Source organism: Inquilinus sp., from assembly GCF_039594555.1.
GTDB lineage: Bacteria > Pseudomonadota > Alphaproteobacteria > DSM-16000 > Inquilinaceae > Inquilinus.
This window is the reverse complement of record NZ_JBCNNF010000013.1, coordinates 1-19,956: the sequence shown is the minus strand read 5'-3', so window position 1 is coordinate 19,956 and position 19,956 is coordinate 1. Positions and strand designations below refer to the sequence as shown.

At 69.1% G+C, this 19,956-nt stretch carries 19 protein-coding genes; 13 read left to right on the top strand and 6 right to left on the bottom strand.

The window, feature by feature from the left end; all coding sequences use genetic code 11:
- Positions 1-9: 9 nt before the first annotated feature.
- The 3 genes from ABDW35_RS02635 (at position 10) to ABDW35_RS02625 (ending at position 1,471) form a co-directional block, all read left to right on the top strand.
- Positions 10-897 (top strand): LysR family transcriptional regulator, encoded by an 888-nt coding sequence (locus ABDW35_RS02635; protein WP_343712292.1) that lies wholly within the window; start codon positions 10-12, stop codon positions 895-897.
- 80 nt (positions 898-977) lie between these two features.
- Positions 978-1,211, top strand: coding sequence for a CopG family transcriptional regulator (locus tag ABDW35_RS02630; RefSeq protein WP_343712291.1), 234 nt, complete (start codon positions 978-980; stop codon positions 1,209-1,211).
- Complete coding sequence (locus ABDW35_RS02625) at positions 1,208-1,471, top strand: type II toxin-antitoxin system RelE/ParE family toxin (RefSeq protein ID WP_343712290.1); 264 nt, start codon at positions 1,208-1,210, stop codon at positions 1,469-1,471. The genes ABDW35_RS02630 and ABDW35_RS02625 overlap by 4 nt, the downstream gene beginning before the upstream one ends.
- Positions 1,472-1,534: 63 nt before the next feature.
- On the opposite strand, the gene ABDW35_RS02620 is transcribed toward ABDW35_RS02625, so the two are convergent.
- On the bottom strand, positions 1,535-2,770 hold the full coding sequence (locus ABDW35_RS02620) for a cyclopropane-fatty-acyl-phospholipid synthase family protein (protein ID WP_343712289.1): 1,236 nt from the start codon (positions 2,768-2,770) through the stop codon (positions 1,535-1,537).
- A gap of 201 nt (positions 2,771-2,971) precedes the next feature.
- Between ABDW35_RS02620 and eno the strand changes: the two genes are divergently transcribed.
- From eno to ABDW35_RS02580, 8 genes are all read left to right on the top strand, one after another.
- On the top strand, positions 2,972-4,252 hold the full coding sequence (gene eno / locus ABDW35_RS02615; protein WP_343712288.1) for a phosphopyruvate hydratase: 1,281 nt from the start codon (positions 2,972-2,974) through the stop codon (positions 4,250-4,252).
- A gap of 213 nt (positions 4,253-4,465) precedes the next feature.
- On the top strand, positions 4,466-4,807 hold the full coding sequence (locus ABDW35_RS02610) for a septum formation initiator family protein (RefSeq protein WP_343712287.1): 342 nt from the start codon (positions 4,466-4,468) through the stop codon (positions 4,805-4,807).
- A 190-nt stretch (positions 4,808-4,997) separates the two neighbouring features.
- The gene (pdhA, locus tag ABDW35_RS02605) at positions 4,998-5,975 is read left to right on the top strand and encodes a pyruvate dehydrogenase (acetyl-transferring) E1 component subunit alpha (protein ID WP_343712286.1); all 978 of its coding nucleotides are present in this window, start codon (positions 4,998-5,000) and stop codon (positions 5,973-5,975) included.
- 61 nt (positions 5,976-6,036) lie between these two features.
- Positions 6,037-7,437 carry a pyruvate dehydrogenase complex E1 component subunit beta gene (locus ABDW35_RS02600; protein ID WP_343712285.1) on the top strand — a complete coding sequence of 467 codons (1,401 nt, stop codon included), beginning with the start codon at positions 6,037-6,039 and terminating at the stop codon, positions 7,435-7,437.
- Positions 7,438-7,464: 27 nt separating this feature from the next.
- On the top strand, positions 7,465-8,799 hold the full coding sequence (locus tag ABDW35_RS02595; protein ID WP_343712284.1) for a pyruvate dehydrogenase complex dihydrolipoamide acetyltransferase: 1,335 nt from the start codon (positions 7,465-7,467) through the stop codon (positions 8,797-8,799).
- A gap of 225 nt (positions 8,800-9,024) precedes the next feature.
- Complete coding sequence (lpdA, locus tag ABDW35_RS02590) at positions 9,025-10,422, top strand: dihydrolipoyl dehydrogenase (protein ID WP_343712283.1); 1,398 nt, start codon at positions 9,025-9,027, stop codon at positions 10,420-10,422.
- 85 nt (positions 10,423-10,507) lie between these two features.
- On the top strand, positions 10,508-11,500 hold the full coding sequence (lipA, locus tag ABDW35_RS02585) for a lipoyl synthase (protein WP_343712282.1): 993 nt from the start codon (positions 10,508-10,510) through the stop codon (positions 11,498-11,500).
- Between the two features lie 325 nt (positions 11,501-11,825).
- On the top strand, positions 11,826-12,290 hold the full coding sequence (locus tag ABDW35_RS02580) for a type II toxin-antitoxin system RatA family toxin (RefSeq protein ID WP_343712281.1): 465 nt from the start codon (positions 11,826-11,828) through the stop codon (positions 12,288-12,290).
- Here the strand turns inward: ABDW35_RS02580 and ABDW35_RS02575 are convergent.
- The 5 genes from ABDW35_RS02575 to ABDW35_RS02555 form a co-directional block, all read right to left on the bottom strand.
- Entirely contained in the window at positions 12,245-13,777 is a 1,533-nt protein-coding gene (locus ABDW35_RS02575; RefSeq protein WP_343712280.1) for an alpha/beta fold hydrolase, read from the bottom strand. The two genes, ABDW35_RS02580 and ABDW35_RS02575, sit on opposite strands and share 46 nt — an antisense overlap.
- A gap of 68 nt (positions 13,778-13,845) precedes the next feature.
- Positions 13,846-14,364: a CinA family protein gene (locus ABDW35_RS02570; RefSeq protein WP_343712279.1), complete on the bottom strand. Its 519-nt coding sequence runs from the start codon at positions 14,362-14,364 to the stop codon at positions 13,846-13,848.
- On the bottom strand, positions 14,361-14,849 hold the full coding sequence (locus ABDW35_RS02565; RefSeq protein ID WP_343712278.1) for a phosphatidylglycerophosphatase A: 489 nt from the start codon (positions 14,847-14,849) through the stop codon (positions 14,361-14,363). The genes ABDW35_RS02570 and ABDW35_RS02565 overlap by 4 nt, the downstream gene beginning before the upstream one ends.
- Positions 14,849-15,997 carry a bifunctional 2-C-methyl-D-erythritol 4-phosphate cytidylyltransferase/2-C-methyl-D-erythritol 2,4-cyclodiphosphate synthase gene (locus ABDW35_RS02560; RefSeq protein WP_343712277.1) on the bottom strand — a complete coding sequence of 383 codons (1,149 nt, stop codon included), beginning with the start codon at positions 15,995-15,997 and terminating at the stop codon, positions 14,849-14,851. The genes ABDW35_RS02565 and ABDW35_RS02560 overlap by 1 nt, the downstream gene beginning before the upstream one ends.
- Positions 15,998-16,114: 117 nt before the next feature.
- On the bottom strand, positions 16,115-17,110 hold the full coding sequence (locus ABDW35_RS02555) for a DUF4892 domain-containing protein (protein ID WP_343712276.1): 996 nt from the start codon (positions 17,108-17,110) through the stop codon (positions 16,115-16,117).
- Between the two features lie 248 nt (positions 17,111-17,358).
- On the opposite strand from ABDW35_RS02555, the gene ABDW35_RS02550 reads away from it, so the two are divergent.
- Positions 17,359-18,501, top strand: coding sequence for an ATP-binding protein (locus ABDW35_RS02550; protein ID WP_343712275.1), 1,143 nt, complete (start codon positions 17,359-17,361; stop codon positions 18,499-18,501).
- A complete protein-coding gene (gene ntrC / locus ABDW35_RS02545; protein ID WP_343712274.1) occupies positions 18,498-19,952 on the top strand; it encodes a nitrogen regulation protein NR(I) in 1,455 nt (484 codons plus the stop codon). Before ABDW35_RS02550 ends, ntrC begins: the two co-directional genes overlap by 4 nt.
- Positions 19,953-19,956: the final 4 nt, after the last annotated feature.

The window sequence follows — 19,956 nt, the reverse complement described above, 5'->3', positions numbered from 1 at the left end:
ATTTCACCAATGAACCGGCCCGACTTCACCGGCCTCGCCGCTTTCCTGTCGGTGGCCAGGAACCGCAGCTTCCGCCAGGCCGCGGTGGATCTCGGCGTGTCCCGCTCGGCGCTCAGCCATTCCGTGCGCTTGCTGGAGGAGGGGCTGGGGATGCGGCTGCTGCACCGGACCACGCGCAGCGTCGCCCTGACCGAGGCGGGCACGCGACTGATGGGCCGGCTTCAACCGGCCTTCGGCGAGATCGCGGAGGCGATCGAGGACCTGAACGCGCTGCGGGAGACGCCCGCCGGCGTGCTGCGAATCAGCTCGCCGCGCCCGGTCACCGGGCTGGTGCTGGCGCCGCTGATCCCGGCCTTCCTTCGCGCCCATCCGCAGATGCGACTGGAGATCATCGACGATGACGCGCTGGTGGATATCGTGGCCGAGGGCTTCGACGCCGGCATCCGCTTCGGCGAGCGGATCGAGCGCGACATGGTGGCGGTGCCGATCGGGCCGCGGCAGCGCCTGGCGGTGGTCGCCTCGCCGGCCTATGCCGCCGCGCACGGCCTGCCGCGGCATCCGCGCGACCTCAAGCAGCATGGCTGCATCCTGTACCGCTTCCCGAGCGGCAGCCTGTGCCGCTGGAACTTCGAGAAGGACGGGGAGGCGATCGAGGTCGACGTCGACGGTCCGCTGGTGCTGAACAACCACGAGGTCATCCTGCGGTCGGCGCTGCATGATGCCGGCTTGGCGCTGCTCTACGAGGACGAGGTCGCGGCCCATCTGGCGGAGGGACGGCTGGTCCGGGCCCTGGCCGACTGGACGCCGGAATTCGCCGGCTTCTTCCTCTACTACCCCAGCCGCCGGCACCTTTCGGCCGGGCTGAGGGCCTTCATCGAGATGGCCCGCCGGCGGTAGCTTCACGATAGCCGGCTGGTCCTTGGCGCTGCGGAGCGCGACGCACTATATTTCTGGTGGCCGCCTGCCTGGAGAACACCATGTCCGCCGTCACCGTGCGCCTTGACGACGACACCGCGAACGCCCTCGATCGGCTGGCCGAAAGCCTGGACCGTTCGCCAGACGATGTTGCCGCTCAGGCGATCCGCGAGTATGTCGCCTTGCAGGCTTGGCAGCGGGCCGAGATCGAAGCTGGTTTGGTGCAGGCGGATGCCGGCGATTTCGCCAGCGATGCCGATGTGGCGCGCGTGCTGAAGAAGTTCGGCCGTGCATGAAGGTCCGCTGGACCCGTTGCGCCCTTCAGCGGCTCGAGGAGATCGGCGACCATATCAGCTCGGATAACCCGGCCGCTGCATCTCGGGTCGTTGCCACCATCGGACAGAAGGTCGAAGCCTTGGCTACGCATCCACATCTCGGCCGTGCCGGTCGGGTGGCAGGAACCCGCGAGCTCGTGGTGATTGGTACGCCTTATCTCGTGGCGTATCGCATCCGTGGCCAGCAGATCGCGATCTTGGCGGTCTTCCACGGGGCGTAGCGCTGGCCTGCCACTTTGTAGAGACCGGCCCGGGTCCGCGAAGACGAGCCCGGGCCGGCCTCTTCACTCCGCCGCCGCGGCGAGCGTCGCGTAGCGGCGTTCGGTGTCGGTGATGTAGTCGCGGGTGAGGGGGGCGGCGTCGCGCTTCCGGGCCAGCTGCATCTGGAACACCATGCAGGTGCCCATCCGGAACTCGTTCTCGCAGCCCAGCAGGTAGAACTCCCACATCCGGCAGAAGCGCTCGTCATACAGCTTGGCGATGCGCTCGCGCTGCTCCTGGAACCGCTCGTTCCAGGCGGCCAGCGTGTCGGCGTAATGCACCCGCAGGATCTCGATGTCGGTGACCCACAGGCCCTGGCGCTCGACCGCGGCCATCACCTCAGACAGGGCCGGCACATAGCCGCCCGGGAAGATGTATTTCCGCAGCCAGGCGCCGGTGTTGCCCGGCGGGGTCATCCGCCCGATCGAATGCAGCAGCATGACGCCGTCCTCGGCCAGCAGGTTCCGGACCTTGGCGAAGAACTCGTCATAGTAGGCGGCGCCGACATGCTCGAACATGCCGACCGAGACGATCCGGTCGAAGCGCCGGTCGAGCTTGCGGTAGTCCAGCAGCTCGAACTTCACCCGGTTGCCCAGCCCGCGCTTGGCCGCACGCTCCTCGGCCAGCTTCTGCTGCTCGACCGAGAGCGTCACGCCGGTCACCTCGACCGGCGCAAGCTCGGCCAGGGTCATGGCCATGCCGCCCCAGCCGCTGCCGATGTCGAGCACGCTCTTGGCGTCGTCGAGCAGCAGCTTGGCGGCGATGTGCCGCTTCTTGGCGATCTGCGCCTCTTCGATCGACCGCACCCCCTCGCCGAAATAGGCGCAAGAATACTGCATGTCCTCGTCGAGGAAGAGCTCGAACAGCTCGCGCGACAGGTCGTAATGGTGGGCGACGTGCTCCTGCGCCTTGCCCACCGGGTTGTACTGTTGCAGCCGGCGCAGCCGGCGGCCGACCGAGTTCAGCAGCGCCTGCAGCGGATAGCCGTCCAGCGCCTGGAAGTTGTGGCCGTACAGCGCGAACAGGTCGCGCAGCGTCGTGCCGTCCTCCAGCGTCAGCGTGCCGTCCATATAGGCCTCGCCGACCGCCAGGGCCGGAGCCGTGAACAGCTTGCGGTGCAGGGCCGGATCGTGCAGGCGGACGGAGGCGAAGGGGCCGGGCTGCTTGCCGGCGAAGTCGTGAGCCACGCCGCCGGCATCGGTCACGCGCAGGCGTCCTGCCTGCACGAAGCGCGACAGCATATGAGAGAGAAGCCGCATTTCGGTACCCTGAGTTGCGCACTTTTGTCGCGAGGCTACTCCCCAAATTGACGCAGTTTCAACATGGCGCCGCCATAATCGCCGGATGCGAGACCTGTCCCAGGCGCAGAGGCGAAAGTCCTTGCATTTTCCGGTCCGCGGCACAGTCTGGCCGCGCCGATTCCCGCCCCACCACTCCTGATGCCAGCGAGAGGCCGCTTCATGACCGCGATCGTCGACATCCACGCCCGCCAGATCCTCGACAGCCGGGGCAACCCGACCGTCGAGGTCGACGTGACCCTCGAATCCGGCGCCTTCGGCCGCGCCGCGGTGCCGTCCGGCGCCTCGACCGGCGCCCATGAGGCGGTCGAGCTGCGCGACGGCGACAAGTCGGTCTATGGCGGCAAGGGCGTGATCAAGGCCGTCGACGCCGTGAACGGCGAGCTGTTCGACGCGCTGACCGGCCTCGACGCCGAGGAGCAGATCGAGCTCGACCGCACCATGATCGAGCTGGACGGCACCCCGAACAAGGGCCGGCTCGGCGCCAACGCCATCCTCGGCGTCAGCCTGGCCGTGGCCCGCGCCGCGGCGGAGGATGCCGGCCTGCCGCTGTACCGCTATGTCGGCGGCGCCTATGCCAGCACCCTGCCGGTGCCGCTGATGAACATCATCAATGGCGGCGCCCATGCCGACAACCCGATCGACATCCAGGAGTTCATGATCCTGCCGGTCGGCGCGCCGACCCTGGCCGAGGCGGTGCGCACCGGCTCCGAGGTGTTTCACGCGCTGCGCAAGAAGCTGAAGGATGCCGGCCACGGCACCAATGTCGGCGACGAGGGCGGCTTCGCCCCGAACCTGGCCTCGGCCGACGAGGCGCTGAGCTTCATCATGCAGGCGATCGAGGCCGCCGGCTACAAGCCGGGCGACGACGTGGTGCTGGGCCTCGACGCCGCCTCGACCGAGTTCTTCAAGGACGGCCGCTACCATATGGAAGGCGAGGGCAAGACCCTCGATAGCGCCGGCCTCGTCGCCTATTACGAGGATCTGGTGAAGCGCTACCCGATCGTGTCGATCGAGGACGGCATGGCCGAGGACGACTGGGAGGGCTGGGCCGCCATCACCAGCGCGCTCGGCGGCCGCGTCCAGCTGGTCGGCGACGACCTGTTCGTGACCAATCCGGAGCGGCTGTCGCAGGGCATCGCCCGCGGCATCGGCAACTCGATCCTGGTCAAGGTCAACCAGATCGGCACCCTGACCGAGACGCTGCAGGCGGTGGAGATGGCGCACAAGGCCGGCTACACCGCGGTGATGTCGCACCGCTCGGGCGAGACCGAGGATTCGACCATCGCCGACCTCGCCGTCGCCACCAATTGCGGGCAGATCAAGACCGGCTCGCTCAGCCGTTCCGACCGGCTGGCCAAGTACAACCAGCTGATCCGGATCGAGGAGCAGCTGGGCCGTGCCGCCAGCTACGCCGGCCGTTCGGTGCTGCGCCAGCGCTGAGCGGTACCGGGTGAAGAGACATCACCCACATTGTGTCATGCCCGGGCTTGACCCGGGCATCCAGAGACTGTCGAGATCTTCTGGATTGCCGGGTCAAGCCCGGCAATGACAGAAAAATGAAAGGGCTGCATCGCTCTTTCCCTCGCCGGATTTGTCACGCAACCGTTTGTGGCAACAATTGACGCCGACCCCGACCTATGGTGACCTAGGGCCATGAGCATGTTTCGCTTCCTGCGGCGGAAACTGCGACCCGTCATCGGGCCGGTGGTCGGCGTCTGCCTGATCGCCTATTTCACCTACCATGCGATTCAGGGCGACCACGGCATCTTCGCCCGCGATGCCCTGCAGGGCGAGGTGGCGCAGGCCAAGGCGACGCTGGAGTCGCTGACCGCGCAACGCACCGAGATGGAGAAGCGCGCCGCGCTGATCGATCCGAAGCAGATCGACACGGACATGCTGGACGAACGGGCCCGCGCGATGCTGAATGTCGCCAGGCCGGACGATGTCGTCATCTTCTTTCCCAAGACCGCTCCGGCCCCGGCGCCGGCCCAGTAAACCCGCGCGTCTGCCTTGCGCCGATGACGGCGCGGCCCCGGTCCTGCGTCTTGCAAATTCCGTCCGTGCGGGGTAGCACTGGGCCAGGCGAAGAAGCTATGCGCGCCTACTAACCCGATGCCATCCGACCAGGGAGGATCCATTGGCCGCCACGAAACGTCGTCCTGCACAGGAGAAGACGTCGGGAGCCGTGGCTCCCGCTGCCGCCGGCAAGGATGAGCTGCTGCAGTATTACCGGGACATGCTGCTGATCCGCCGCTTCGAGGAGAAGGCCGGGCAGCTGTACGGCATGGGCCTGATCGGCGGCTTCTGCCACCTCTATATCGGCCAGGAGGCCGTGGTGGTCGGCATGCAGTCGGCCCAGACGCCGGCCGACGACGTCATCACCGGCTATCGCGACCACGGCCACATGCTGGCCTGCGGCATGGACCCGCGCGGCGTGATGGCGGAGCTGACCGGACGGCGCGGCGGCTACTCCAAAGGCAAGGGCGGCTCGATGCACATGTTCAGCCGCGAGAAGAAGTTCTTCGGCGGCCATGGCATCGTCGGCGCCCAGGTGTCGCTCGGCACCGGCCTCGGCTTCGCCCATCGCTACAAGGAGGATGGTGGCGCCAGCATCACCTATATGGGCGACGGCGCGACCAACCAGGGCCAGGTCTATGAGAGCTTCAACATGGCGGCTCTCTGGAAGCTCCCGATCGTCTACGTGATCGAGAACAACAAATACGGCATGGGCACCTCGGTGCAGCGCGCCTCGGCCAATGCCGACCTGCATCTGCGCGGCCAGGCCTACGGCATCCCGGGCTTCCAGGTCGACGGCATGGACGTGCTGGCGGTTAAGGCCGCGGCCGAGGAGGCGCTGGAGCGCGCCCGGGCCGGCGAGGGGCCGACCATCCTGGAGATGATGACCTACCGCTATCGCGGCCACTCCATGTCCGATCCGGCCAAGTACCGGACCAAGGAGGAGGTGGCGAAGATGCGCGAGACGCACGACCCGATCGATCTGGTGCGCAAGAAGATCGACGCGATCGGCGGCGTCAGCGAGGACGACTTCAAGGCGATCGACAAGGAGATCCGGGGCATCGTCAACGATGCGGCGGAATTCGCCCAGCAGAGCCCGGAGCCCGATCCGTCGGAGCTCTACACCGACGTTCTGATCGAAGCCTGACGCCAACACGACCCGGCGGGCGCCCCGCGTGAGGCGCCGCCGGCTGCCGGAGAATTCCCCAATGCCCACCGAAATCCTGATGCCGGCGCTGTCGCCGACCATGACCGAGGGCACGCTCGCGAAGTGGCTGAAGCGCGAGGGTGACGCGGTGAAGTCGGGCGACGTCATCGCCGAGATCGAGACCGACAAGGCGACCATGGAGGTCGAGGCGGTCGACGAAGGCACCATCGGCAAGATCCTGGTGCCGGAAGGCACCGAGGCCGTGGCCGTGAACACCCCGATTGCCATCCTGCTCGGTGACGGCGAGAGCGCCGGCGACATCGCCGCCAACGGCAAGGCCGCACCGGTGGCCGAGACGCCGCGCGAGGCCCCGGCCGCCGCCGAGGCGCCGAAGGCCGAGGCCCGGGCGCCCGCCGCCCCGGCAACTCCGCCGGCCACCAAGGCGCCGCCCGCGACCGACGAGGACAAGTTCTTCGCCAAGACCAAGCGCATCACCGTGCGCGAGGCGCTGCGCGACGCCATGGCCGAGGAGATGCGGCGCGACGCGACCGTGTTCCTGATGGGCGAGGAGGTCGCGGAGTACCAGGGCGCCTACAAGGTCAGCCAGGGCCTGCTGGAGGAGTTCGGCGCCAAGCGCGTGATCGACACCCCGATCACCGAGCACGGCTTCGCCGGCCTCGGCGTCGGCGCCGCCTATTCGGGCCTGCGGCCGATCGTCGAGTTCATGACCTTCAACTTCGCCATGCAGGCGATCGACCAGATCATCAACTCGGCGGCCAAGACGCTGTACATGTCCGGCGGCCAGATGGGCAGCCCGATCGTGTTCCGCGGCCCGAACGGCGCCGCCTCCCGCGTCGCCGCCCAGCACAGCCAGGACTATGCCAGCTGGTACGCCCACTGCCCGGGCATGAAGGTCGTGGCGCCCTGGTCCGCGGCCGACGCCAAGGGCCTGCTGAAGGCCGCGATCCGCGACCCGAACCCGGTGATCTTCCTGGAGAACGAGATCCTCTACGGCCAGAGCTTCGACGTGCCGGAGGATCCCGACTTCATCGTCCCGATCGGCCGCGCCAAGATCGTGCGCCCGGGCAAGGACATCACCATCACCGCCTATTCGATCATGGTCGGCAAGGCGCTGGAGGCGGCCGAGACCCTGGCCGCCGAGGGCATCGACGCCGAGGTCATCGACCTGCGCTCGATCCGGCCGCTGGATGTCGAGACCATCGTCAACTCGGTGAAGAAGACCAACCGCCTGGTCTCGGCCGAGGAGAGCTGGCCCTTCGCCGGCATCGGCTCGGAGCTGGCGGCGCTGATGATGGAGCACGCCTTCGACTATCTCGACGCGCCGGTCGGCCGCGTCTGCTCGGTCGACGTGCCGCTGCCCTACGCCGCGAACCTGGAGCATCTCGCGCTGCCCCAGGCCTCGCACATCGTCGAGGCGGCCAAGGCCGCCTGCTACCGCTAGGCCCGGCGCCGGATAAGGGAGGGATCGATGACGATCAACATTCTGATGCCCGCGCTGTCGCCGACGATGACCGAGGGCACGCTCGCCACCTGGCACAAGAAGGAAGGCGACAAGGTCAAGTCCGGCGACGTGATCGCCGAGATCGAGACCGACAAGGCGACCATGGAGGTCGAGGCGGTCGACGAGGGCACCATCGGCAAGATCCTGGTGGCCGAGGGCACCGAGAACGTGCCGGTGAACGAGGTCATCGCCATCCTGCTGGAGGATGGCGAGGATGCCGGTGCGCTGAAGGGCGATGCGCCCGCCGCGAAACCGGAGGCCAAGCCAGCCGAGGCTCCGGCCGCAGCGCCGAAGGCCGAGGCCGCTCCCGCCGCGCAGCCAGCCCCGGCCGCCAAGCCGGCGAGCAACGGCCATGACGACGGCCGCGTCTTCGCCAGCCCGCTGGCCCGCCGCATGGCGCAGCAGGCCGGCATCGACCTGGCATCGCTGCAGGGCAGCGGCCCGCATGGCCGCATCGTCAAGGCCGATATCGACGCGGCCGTGTCCGGCAGCGCCCGCGCGGCCAAGCCGGCCGCCGCGGCGCCCGAGGCCAAGCCGAGCGCGGCTCCCGCCGCCGCCCCGGCCGCGAAGCCGGCGGTCGCCGCCGGCCCGAACGCCAAGCAGCTGGCCGATGCCTATGGCATCCCGTACAGCGAGCAGAAGCACAGCAACATGCGCAAGACGGTGGCGCGCCGGCTCCTGGAGTCGAAGCAGACCGTCCCGCATTTCTACCTGACCGTCGACATCGAGCTCGACGCGCTGCTCAAGCTGCGCAAGGAGCTGAACGACCGCGGCGACGTCAAGCTGTCGGTCAACGACCTGATCATCAAGGCGGCGGCGCTGGCGTTGCGCAAGGTCCCGGCGGCCAACGCCTCCTGGACCGACGACGCGATGATCAATTACGAGCGGGTCGACGTCTCGGTCGCGGTGGCGACCCCGGGCGGCCTGATCACCCCGATCATCAAGGACGCCGACCGCAAGGGCCTGGGCACCATCTCCGGCGAGATGAAGGACCTGGCGGCGCGCGCCCGCGACGGCAAGCTGAAGCCCGAGGAGTACCAGGGCGGCACCTTCTCGATCTCCAATCTCGGCATGTTCGGGGTCAAGGACTTCGCGGCGATCATCAACCCGCCGCAATCCTGCATCCTGGCGGTCGGCGCCGGCACCCAGCGGCCGGTGGTGAAGGACGGCGCGCTGGCCATCGCCACGGTGATGAGCTGCACCCTGTCGGTCGACCACCGCGCGGTCGACGGCGCGGTCGGGGCCGAGTACCTGGCCGCCTTCCGGGCGCTGGTGGAAGCCCCGCTCAGCATGATGCTCTAAAGGCCGCCCGATAATGCTACTGGCATGGCCGTCTGATGGCGGTTTCTCCGCTTCCGGTGCTCACGGACTCGATGTCCGCTGCGCTCCGGTTCTCGAAACCGCCACCAGCCGACTCATGCCAGCGCATTCTCGAGCGACCTTTGACCGGTTCGGACTGGGGCCGTCCGGCTCCTGACCCCGTGATCGCCTCCGCCGGGGCGCGTGAGGCAGCAAGGAGACACGACAGTGGCTGAGACCAGCTTCGACGTCCTGGTGATCGGCGGCGGCCCCGGCGGCTATGTCGCGGCGATCCGCGCGGCCCAGCTGGGGCTGAAGACCGCGGTGGTCGAGCGCGAGCATCTGGGCGGCATCTGCCTGAACTGGGGCTGCATCCCGACCAAGGCGCTGCTGCGCTCCTCCGAGATCTCGCACCTGCTGAAGCATCTCGACCAATTCGGCTTTTCAGCCAAGGACATCAGCTTCGATCTTAAGAAGGTGGTCGAGCGGTCGCGCAAGGTTGCGGCGCAGCTGTCCGGCGGTGTCAAGCACCTGCTGAAGAAGAACAAGGTGCCGGTGTTCGACGGCACCGCGAAGCTGCTCGGCGGCGGCAAGGTCGAGGTGGCGCTGAAGGCCGGCGGCAAGGAGACGCTGTCGGCCAAGCACATCATCATCGCCACCGGCGCGCGGGCGCGGAACCTGCCGGGCCTCGAGGCCGACGGCAAGCTGATCTGGAGCTACAAGGAGGCGATGGTCCCGCCGACCATGCCGAAGTCGCTGCTGGTCATCGGCTCCGGCGCCATCGGCATCGAATTCGCCAGCTTCTACCGCAACATGGGCGCCGAGGTGACCGTGGTCGAGATGCTCGACCGCGTGCTGCCGGTGGAGGATGAGGAGATCTCGGCCTTCGCCAAGAAGCAGTTCGAGAAGCAGGGCATGCGCATCCTGACCGGCGCCAAGACCCAGAAGCTGGAGAAGGGCGCCGACAGCGTCACCGCCACCATCGAGGTCGGCGGCAAGACCGAGACCATCACCGCCGACCGGGTGATCCTGGCGATCGGCATCACCGGCAATGTCGAGAATATCGGGCTGGAGAACACCAAGGTGAAGGTCGATCGCGGCCACATCGTGGTCGGCCCGTATCTCGAGACCGACGAGCCGGGCGTCTACGCCATCGGCGACGTCGCCGGCGCGCCCTGGCTGGCGCACAAGGCCAGCCATGAGGGCGTGATCTGCGTCGAGAAGATCGCCGGCCAGCACCCGCACCCGATGGATGTCAGCAACATCCCGGGCTGCACCTACTGCTCGCCGCAGGTGGCGTCGGTCGGCCTGACCGAGGCCAAGGCCAAGGCCGCCGGCCACGAGGTCAAGGTCGGCCGCTTCCCTTATATCGGCAACGGCAAGGCGATCGCGCTGGGCGAGCCCGAGGGCATGGTAAAGACCGTGTTCGACGCCAAGACCGGAGAGCTGCTGGGCGCCCATATGATCGGCGCCGAGGTGACCGAGCTGATCCAGGGCTATGTCGTCGCCAAGACCGGCGAGCTGACGGAGGCCGAGCTGATGCACACCATCTTCGCGCATCCGACGCTGAGCGAGATGATGCATGAGAGCGTCCTGGACGCCTACGGCCGCGCAATCCACTATTGAGCAAAGCGTGCTTGGCTTCCGGCGGCGTTTCCCCATCTTTGGGGGAGGCGCCGCCGCAGCCCGGCCGCAACCCGCAAGGACGACCATGTCCGCTGTAGAGCCCCATCTCCGCCACCCCGAGAAGGCGCATCGCCCGGACAACCCGGTGCCGCGCAAGCCGGCCTGGATCCGGGTCAAGGCGCCGGTCTCGGCCGAGTACAACCAGACCCGCCGGCTGATGCGGGACCTCAAGCTGAACACGGTGTGCGAGGAGGCGGCCTGCCCGAATATCGGGGAGTGCTGGGCCAAAGGCCACGCCACGGTGATGATCCTGGGTTCGGTCTGCACCCGAGCTTGCGCCTTCTGCAACATCGCCACCGGCCGCCCGGACCAGCTGGACCCGCACGAGCCGCAGCACGTCGCCGAAGCCGCCGGAAGGCTGGGGCTGAGCCATATCGTCATCACCTCGGTCGACCGCGACGACCTGGACGATGGCGGCGCCCGGCATTTCGCCGAGACCATCCGCGCGGTCCGCGCCGCGTCGCCGGACACGACCATCGAAATCCTCACTCCCGACTTCAAGAACAAGCCGGGAGCTGTTGAAATCGTTGTCGAAGCGCGTCCGGATGTCTTCAACCACAATCTCGAGACCGCGCCTCGGCTGTACCCGTCGATCCGTCCCGGCGCACGCTATTTCACCTCGCTGCAGCTGCTGTCGCGGGTGAAGGAGCTGGACCCGACCATCTTCACCAAATCCGGCATCATGGTGGGGCTGGGCGAGACGGCCGAGGAGGTCGGGCAGGTGATGGACGACCTGCGTGCCGCCGATGTCGACTTCATGACCATCGGCCAGTACCTGCAGCCGACACCGAAGCATGCCAAGCTCGACCGGTTCGTGACGCCGGAGGAGTTCCAGAGCTACGAGCGGATCGGCCGCGGCAAGGGCTTCCTGATGATCTCGGCCTCGCCGCTGACCCGGTCCTCGTACCATGCCGGCGCCGATTTCGAGAAGCTGAAGGCCAACCGGCTGGCCAAGCTGGCCGCCGCTTCCGGATCCATCGATCTGGTCGCCATAGCCCGGGGGACTCACACCCCTTGAGCCCTGCGCCATCGCCACAGGCCGGCAGGGCAGGAGAGCGGCGCGGCGCGATGCGGCGACATCGGGCAAGCCGTTCGACGCACCCTGCCGGCCTGTGGCGATGGCCCGAAGGGTCGCCTTGCGGCGGCCGCCTGCGGGCGCGGGCCGCTCGGCCGTATGGCCTGATACGCCCTTCGCGGCCCGCGCCCACATTCGACTCTCCGCAAGGCGACGCAGGGCCCAAGGGGTGTGAGTCCCCCGGGCTGACGCAGGGCGCCTGAACGTCGCACTGGCGGGACGCTCTTGAGGGTCTAATCTAGACCTCTAAGCGTCCCGCGGATCCATCATGCCCTCACACACCGAGCGCCGCGTCCTGCCCTACACCCCGCAGCAGCTTTATGAGCTGGTGGCGGATATTGAGAGCTACCCGAGCTTCCTGCCCTGGTGCCTCGCCGCGCGCATCCGCAAGCGCGAGGGCAATGTGCTGACGGCCGATCTGGTGATCGGCTTCAAAATGATCCGTGAGCGCTATACCAGCCGTGTGACCCTGACGCCGGGCCAGCAGATCGACGTCGCCTATGTCGACGGGCCGATGAAGCGGCTGACCAATTGCTGGCGTTTCCTGCCGCACCCGGCCGGCTGCGAGATCGACTTCCATGTCGATTTCGAGTTCCGGTCGCGGGTGCTGCAGACAGTGATCGGCGCGGTGTTCCACGAGGCCTTCCGCCGCATGGTCGGCGCCTTCGAGACCCGGGCTCGGGCGCTTTACGGCGACCGCGCCTCGGCACCCGCGGCGACCGCCGAAGGCTGATCCGACACGCCGCCGGCCGCCACGGTGAAGCGCGGCGCCAGGGTGCGGTCGGTGCAGAGCGTGTCGAGCGGGCTGGCCGGCATGTCGATGAAGCGGGCCACCAGCTCGGGCGCGCAGCTCTCCGTGGTCAGGATCGAATGGCTGCCGGACCGGAACTCGATCACCCGGCCATTGGTCAGCGTTCGCGCCGCGATATAGGCGTATTCCGGCGGTGTGATCGGGTCGAAGCTACCGGTCAGCAGCAGGGTCGGGGTGGCGCTGGACACCGCCACGGCGTCGACCGCCGAGATCGGCGGCACATGCCAGGAATCGCAGACCTGCCACTCCAGCGCATAGGCGGCATCGCCGCCATAGGGCTCCGACGCCGCAACGGAGGCCGCCAGCGCGTCGCGGGTGGCGAACGGCCAGCTCTCGCTGCAGGCGACGCTCAACGCCAGCCCGTCGGACCGGTTCGGCCCGCCGCTGAACACCGGCCCGATCCAGGGGGCGAGGGCGGTCAGGTCGCCGCGGGCCACCTTGTCGATCAGCTCCGGCAGGTCCGCCAGGGTCATGTGGTCGTAGAAGGTGGCGTAGAGCGCGTCGAGCACGATGCCGTCATCGACCCGGATGGTGCGCCGGCTCTGGCGCACCGTCTCCGGCTTGGCGCGCAGCTGCGCCAGCATGCCGTCGAAGCGGGCCTCCAGCAGCGGATACGCGCTGTCGCAGTCGGGGGTGGACTGGCATTCGCTGAACAGCCGGCGGAACACGCGCGCGATCAGCGCCGGCTGGGTGTCCAGGTCGAAGATCCCCGGCGGATAGACGCTGTCCAGCACGGCGCTGCGCACCCGGTCGGGGAAGTCGCGCATCACTGCCAGCGCCACCCGGGTGCCGTAGGACACGCCGACAAGGTTGTAGCTCTCGTAGTTCAGTGCTGCGGCGATGTCGTCGACATCGGCCGCCGCCTCGGCCGTGGTGAAGGCGGACAGGTCGTTGCCGGCGCGGGTCAGGCGGTCGTGGCAGGCCAGCGCCGCCGGCCGCTCCAGCGCCAGCACCTCGGCCCGGCTCAGCCCCGGCTTCCAGTTCCGCTCGGAAATGCGGTCCAACTCCGGGCAGTCCAGATTGGGCCGGGACTGGCCGACGCCGCGCTGGTCGAAGACGATGAAATCCCGCGCCTGGCGGATCGGACGGCTGATCTGCCACCAGCTGTCGGAATCGTCGCCGAAGGCGGTGTCGCCCGGGCCGCCATTGAGAAAGATCACCGGGTCGGGCAGCGGCGACGGGGCCTGGCTGTGCAGCACCGCGACATAGAGGCGGAGGTTACGGCCGTGCGCGCCCTCGCGATGCGCCGGCACGGCGACGAAGCCGCAGGTCGCCCGCTCGCCGCGTGGCACGGCGAAGACGCAGCGCGCGCTCTCGAAGCCGGGGGCCGCCGAAGCCGGGAAGGCGAACAGGAGCAGGGCGCCGAAGGCGAGCAGGGGCCATAGAGTCGAGGCCGAATTCAGGCGCACTGTCGCGGTGCTTTCGTGTGAGTCCTGGCGGCCATGATGCGGTGCGCCCCGCCGCCGGGCAACCCGCGTCAGCCGGCGTGGGGGGATGCGGTTTTCGCGGCTTGCGCGCCGGCCAGCAGCAATTCCAGCGCCAGATGCAGCGCCTGGGCCCGGACCGCGGCCCGGTCGCCGGCGAAGACGCGCTGCTCCGTCCGGGTCGCGGTGCCCGGCCGGGCCAAGCCGAAATGCACCAGCCCGACCGGCTTGCCCGGCGTGGCGCCGCCCGGCCCGGCGATGCCGGTGATCGAGACCGCCAGGCCGACCCGGGCGCGGGCCACGGCGCCCTCGGCCATCGCCGCCGCCACCTCGGCGCTGACGGCGCCCTTGTCGGCGATCAATGGCGCCGGCACGCCCAGCAGCTCGGACTTCGCTGCATTGGAATAGGTGACGAAGCCACGCTCCACCACGTCGGAGGAGCCGGCGATGGCGGTCAGCGCCGCCGCCACCAGCCCGCCGGTGCAGCTTTCCGCCGTCGCCAGCATCAGCCCCGCGGCGCGGCAGGCATCCAGCACCTGCGTGGCCAGTGCAAGGTCCGCATCCTCGATCATGCCAGCCCTCCTGCCAGGATCGCCGCGCCAATCGCGGCAACCGCCACGCCGGCGGCGATGTCGTCCATCATCACGCCCCAGCCGCCGCCCAGCTCCCGGTCCAGCCAGGAGATCGGCCAGGGCTTGGCGATGTCGAGCAGCCGGAACAGGGCGAAGGTGAAGGGGTAAAGCCACAGCATGCCGGCGACCGGCACCAGGGCCAGCAGCTGGCCGGCCACCTCGTCGATCACGATCGCGCTCGAATCCGCCTCGCCGCCGCGGCAGACGGCGCCCGAAGCCCAGACCCCGATCAGGCCGATGGCCACGCCGGCGACCGCCACGGCCAGCGGGCCGCCCAGCCACCACAGCACCCAGGCGAGGGGCAGGGCGGCCAGCGACCCCCAGGTGCCCGACGCCACCCGGATCAGCCCGATCCCGCCCACCGTCGCCAGCAGCGTCGTCGGTTGCCAGAAGGTGCAGCCCGGCGGGAGCGGGCGGAACGGCATCAGCGCTCGATCCGGACGTTCGCGGACGCCTGCGCGGCGATGCCCTCCTCGCGGCCGGTGAAGCCCAGCCGCTCGGTCGTGGTGGCCTTGACGCTGACCCGCTCCGCATCGAGCCCCAGGATCTCGGCGATCCGGGCGACCATGGCGGCGCGGTGGGGGCCGACCTTCGGCCGCTCGCACAGCAGGGTGACGTCGACATTGAGGATGGTGCCGCGGGCCCGCACCAGCTCGCCGGCATGGGCCAGGAAGGCGGCGGAATCGGCACCGCGCCAGCGTTCGTCCGACGGCGGGAAATGCTGGCCGATATCGCCGGCGCCGATCGCGCCCAGCAGCGCGTCGGTCAGGGCGTGCAGCCCGACATCGGCGTCGGAATGCCCCTCCAGCTTGAAGCCGTGGGGAATGCGGATGCCGCACAGGATGACGGCGTCGCCCGGGATCAGGCGATGCACGTCGAAGCCGGTGCCGGTCCGGATGTCGGCAGCGCCGCCGAGCAGTCGTTCCGCGCGGGTCAGGTCCGCCTCCGTGGTGATCTTGAAGTTGTCGACATGGCCTTCGACCAGGCGCACGGCGATGCCCTGCCGCTCCGCCACCGCGGCGTCGTCGGTCAGCGCCTCGCCGGCCACGGCGCGATGGGCGGCCAGCAGGGCCGGGAAGCGGAAGCCCTGCGGCGTCTGCGCCTGCCACAGCCCGCTGCGGTCGACCGTGCCGGCGGCGATGCCGGCTTCGGCGCGTTTGATCGTGTCGACCACGGGCACCGCGGCAATGGCCGCCTCGGCCTCGTCCAGGGCGTCCAGCACCCGGTCGATCGTCGCCCGGTCGACCAGCGGCCGCGCCGCGTCATGCACCAGCACCCGGTCCGGCGCGCGCGCCTCCAGCCATTCCAGCGCCGCGCGGACGCTGTCCTGCCGGGTGGCGCCGCCGATGACGGGGTCGGGCAGGCCGAGGCCCGCCGCGGCGGCGTCATACAGCGCCCGGTGCTCGTCGCGGATCACCACGATGATATCGTCGAAGCGGCCGGTGGCGCGGAAGGCCTCGACCGACCGGCGCAGCACGGTGCTGCCGGCCAGCGGGCGGTATTGCTTGGGCAGGGAGCCGCCGAAGCGCTCGCCGGTTCCGGCAGCGACGATGACGGCGGCGTGGCGTGGCATGGTCCGCTCGGGCTCCCCTCGACGAAAAAGCGCCGCACGATAGGGCGGCGCCGGGGGAGAGACAAGCGATACGGCCGGGCGGCGGCTCCGCCCGGCCGTATCCTCACAGCGGGCCGGTCACTGGGGGATCAGTTCGACCCGCCGGTTCTTGGCCCGGCCCTCGTCGCTGTCGTTCGGCGCCACCGGCGCCAGCGGGCCGACGCCGGCCGGGTTCAGCCGGCTTGCCGAGATGCCGTACTGCTTGACCAGCGCCGACACGACGGAGCCGGCGCGGGCCCGCGACAGCGCCATGTTGGTGTCCATGCCGCCGACATTGTCGGTGTGGCCGACGACATGGATCTTCAGCGACGGCTCGTCCTTCAGGAACTGCGCGATCTGGTCCAGCGCCGGCTTCGAATCCGGCTTCAGGTCGGCCTTGGCGAAGTCGAAATAGATGCCGTAGAGGGCGATGTGGCCCTGCGCCGACAGGCTCTTCTCGATCTCGGCCGCCGTCACCGTCACCATCTTATCCTGCAGCGTGCCGGATTCGATGACGTCGAGCTGGACGATGGCCTGGCCCTTCGCCACCTCGATGTCCCGGGTGTAGCCGTCCTGGAACTCGGTGACGTAGAGGGCGACGCTGACGGTGCCGCCGTCCTTGGTCAGCTCCGCGGTCAGGAAATGCGCGGCGTCCGGGCTGTAGCTGAACAGCTGGGTCCCGACCCCGTCGAAGATGGTGTCCTGGCGCTTGCCGATCGCGCCGCCATCGGCCTTGAACAGCACCTGGTAGCCCTTAGACGCCAGCTCGTTCCCGTAGTTCTCGAACACGTCGGCGGAGGAGATGCCGGCCGGGACCGTGTAGCTGAGGCGGGTCAGCGCGCCGCTGACCTGCTTCGAGGCAGCGAAGACCGGCTTGTTGTCGGCATCGGCCTCGTCGGCCGGGCCGAGCGGCAGGGTGTAGTGGGTGAATTTCTGGGTCTTGTATTCGACGATCGACGCGCCCTCGTAGCGCTTGATCCCCGGATAGTCCTTCGCCCCCGGGATGTCGGCAGCCGCGGCCGGCGCCGTCACCGCGGCGGCCAACGCGAATGCCAAGACGGCGATGCGACCGAACGTCCCGATCATCGACTTCATGAGCTTCTGCTCCATCGTCGCCAGCGGGCCGAAGCCCGGCGGCATCATAATACTCTAACCGCGGCCGTTCGCCCGGCGGGAAACCGCCCTGACCCCGGCCGAGTGACATGTAGCGCCGCCCGAACGGAACTTCTTCCCCCCAAGAATCGGGGGGCGACCACATTTCTGCTCATTGGTTGTGCAAAACTTTCATTGGACAAAATTTAGGCGATGGGCTGATGTGACCATCGTAATCCTGCTCGCCGCCGATGCCGAACCTGAAACCGATCCCCACCGCTGCGGTCGCGCCGCAACCGGACCCCTTCGCCCTTCTGGCCTCGCTGCCGGTCGCCGTGCTGGCCGTTGGCCACGACCGGGTGATCCGCTTCGTCAACCTGGCGGCGCAGCAGCTGCTGGATGCCAGCGAATCCGCCCTGCTGGGGCAGGAGTTGACGGGGCTGGTGCCGGGCGACAGCCCGCTGTTCACCCTGATCGACCAGGCGATCCAGCAGGACCGCAGCGTCGCCGATTACGGCATGCTGCTGGAAAGCCCGCGGATCGGCCGCCGCACCGTGTCGGTGACGGTGGCGCCGCTGGTCGACCCGCCCGACCTCGCCGTGGTCAGCCTGTTCGAGGAATCGGTGGCGCGGCGGATCGACACCCAGCTGAACCGCCGCCACGCCGCCCGGTCGATGACCGCGATGGCGGCGATGCTGGCGCATGAGATCAAGAACCCGCTCTCCGGCATCCGCGGCGCCGCCCAGCTGCTGGAGCAGACGGTGGGCGACGATGACCGGGCCCTGACCCGGCTGATCTGCGAGGAGACCGACCGCATCGTCCGGCTGGTCGACCGCATGGACGCCTTCTCGGACCCCAGCCCACTGAACCGCGAGCCGGTCAACATCCACGAAGTGCTGGAGCGGGCGCGGCAGGTGGCGCAGACCGGCTTCGGCCGCCATGTCCGCTTCATCGAGCGCTACGACCCGTCGCTGCCGCCGGTGCCGGGGCAGTTCGACCAGCTGGTGCAGGTGTTCCTGAACCTGATCAAGAACGCGGTCGAGGCGGTGGCCGAGGATGGCGAGATCATCCTGACCACGGCCTATCAGCGCGGCGTGGCGATCGCGGTGCAGGGCACCAGCCAGCGCCTGAACCTGCCGCTGATGGTGTCGATCCAGGACAACGGCCCAGGCATCCCGGATGACCTCAAGGACCATCTGTTCGACCCCTTCGTCACCACCAAGGCGGAAGGCTCCGGCCTCGGCCTGTCGCTGGTGGCGAAGATCATCGGCGACCATGGCGGGCTGATCGGCTTCGAGAGCGAGCCGCGCCGCACCGTGTTCAAGATCTCCCTGCCCATCCACGCCGAACCGGCGCCGAACGGCGACAGCGACGACAACGGAAGCGAAGTATGACCAGCGGGACCATTCTGGTCGCGGATGACGATCGCGCCATCCGCATGGTGCTGACCCAGGCCCTGTCCAGGCTCGGCCATGAGGTGCGCAGCACCGGCACCGCCTCGACCCTGTACAAATGGGTCCAGGACGGCGTCGGCGACCTGGTGATCACCGACGTGATGATGCCGGACGAGAACGGGCTGGACCTGCTGCCGCGGATCCGCAAGCTGCGGCCGGAGCTGCGCGTCATCGTCATGAGCGCGCAGAACACGCTGCTGACCGCGGTCAAGGCGACCGAGCGCGGCGCCTTCGAGTACCTGCCCAAGCCGTTCGACCTGAAGGAGCTGGTCGGGGTGGTCGAGCGCGGCCTGACCCTGCCGCGCCAGGACGAGGGCGAGCGCCGGGACGTCGAGGACGGCGAGGAGGCGATGCCCCTGATCGGCCGGTCGCCGGCGATGCAGGAGATCTACCGGGTGATGGCCCGGCTGATGGCGACCGACCTGACCGTGATGATCACCGGCGAGAGCGGCACCGGCAAGGAGCTGGTGGCCAGGGCGCTGCACGATTACGGCCGCCGCCGCACCGGCCCCTTCGTCGCCATCAACATGGCGGCGATCCCGCGCGACCTGATCGAATCCGAGCTGTTCGGGCATGAGAAGGGGGCCTTCACCGGCGCGCTGTCGCGCTCCACCGGCCGGTTCGAGCAGGCCCAGGGCGGCACGCTGTTCCTGGACGAGATCGGCGACATGCCGATGGAGGCGCAGACCCGGCTGCTGCGGGTGCTGCAGGAGGGCGAATACACCACGGTCGGCGGCCGCACCCCGATCCGCGCCGATGTCCGCATCATCGCCGCCACCCATCGCGACCTGCGCAGCATGGTGCGGCAGGGGCTGTTCCGCGAGGACCTGTTCTACCGCCTGAACGTCGTGCCGATCCGGCTGCCGCCGCTGCGCGAGCGGTCGGAGGACATTCCGGCCCTGGTCAGCCACTTCATGCGCCGCGCCGCCGCCGAAGGCATGAGCGAGAAGGCGCTGGACAAGCGGGCGATGGAGCGGCTGACGCGGCACCGCTGGCCCGGCAATGTGCGCGAGCTGGAGAACCTGGCCCGGCGCCTCTGCGCCCTGTACTCGCAGGAGACGATCGGCATCGACGTGGTCGAGGCCGAGCTGAGCGACGCGCTGCCGCAGCCCGGCATCGCCGAGCCCGGCGTCGAGCCGGCCGGGGAGGGGCTGTCGGCCGCGGTCGAGCGCCACCTGCGCGACTATTTCGCCGCCCATGCCGGCAGCCTGCCGGCCAGCGGCCTCTACGACCGGGTGCTGCGCGAGGTCGAGCGGCCGCTGATCACGCTGAGCCTGGCCGCCACCCGCGGCAACCAGATCCGCGCGGCCGAGCTGCTGGGCCTGAACCGCAACACCTTGCGCAAGAAGATCCGCGAGTTAGACATCCCGGTGGTCCGTGGCCTAAGCTAGGCCC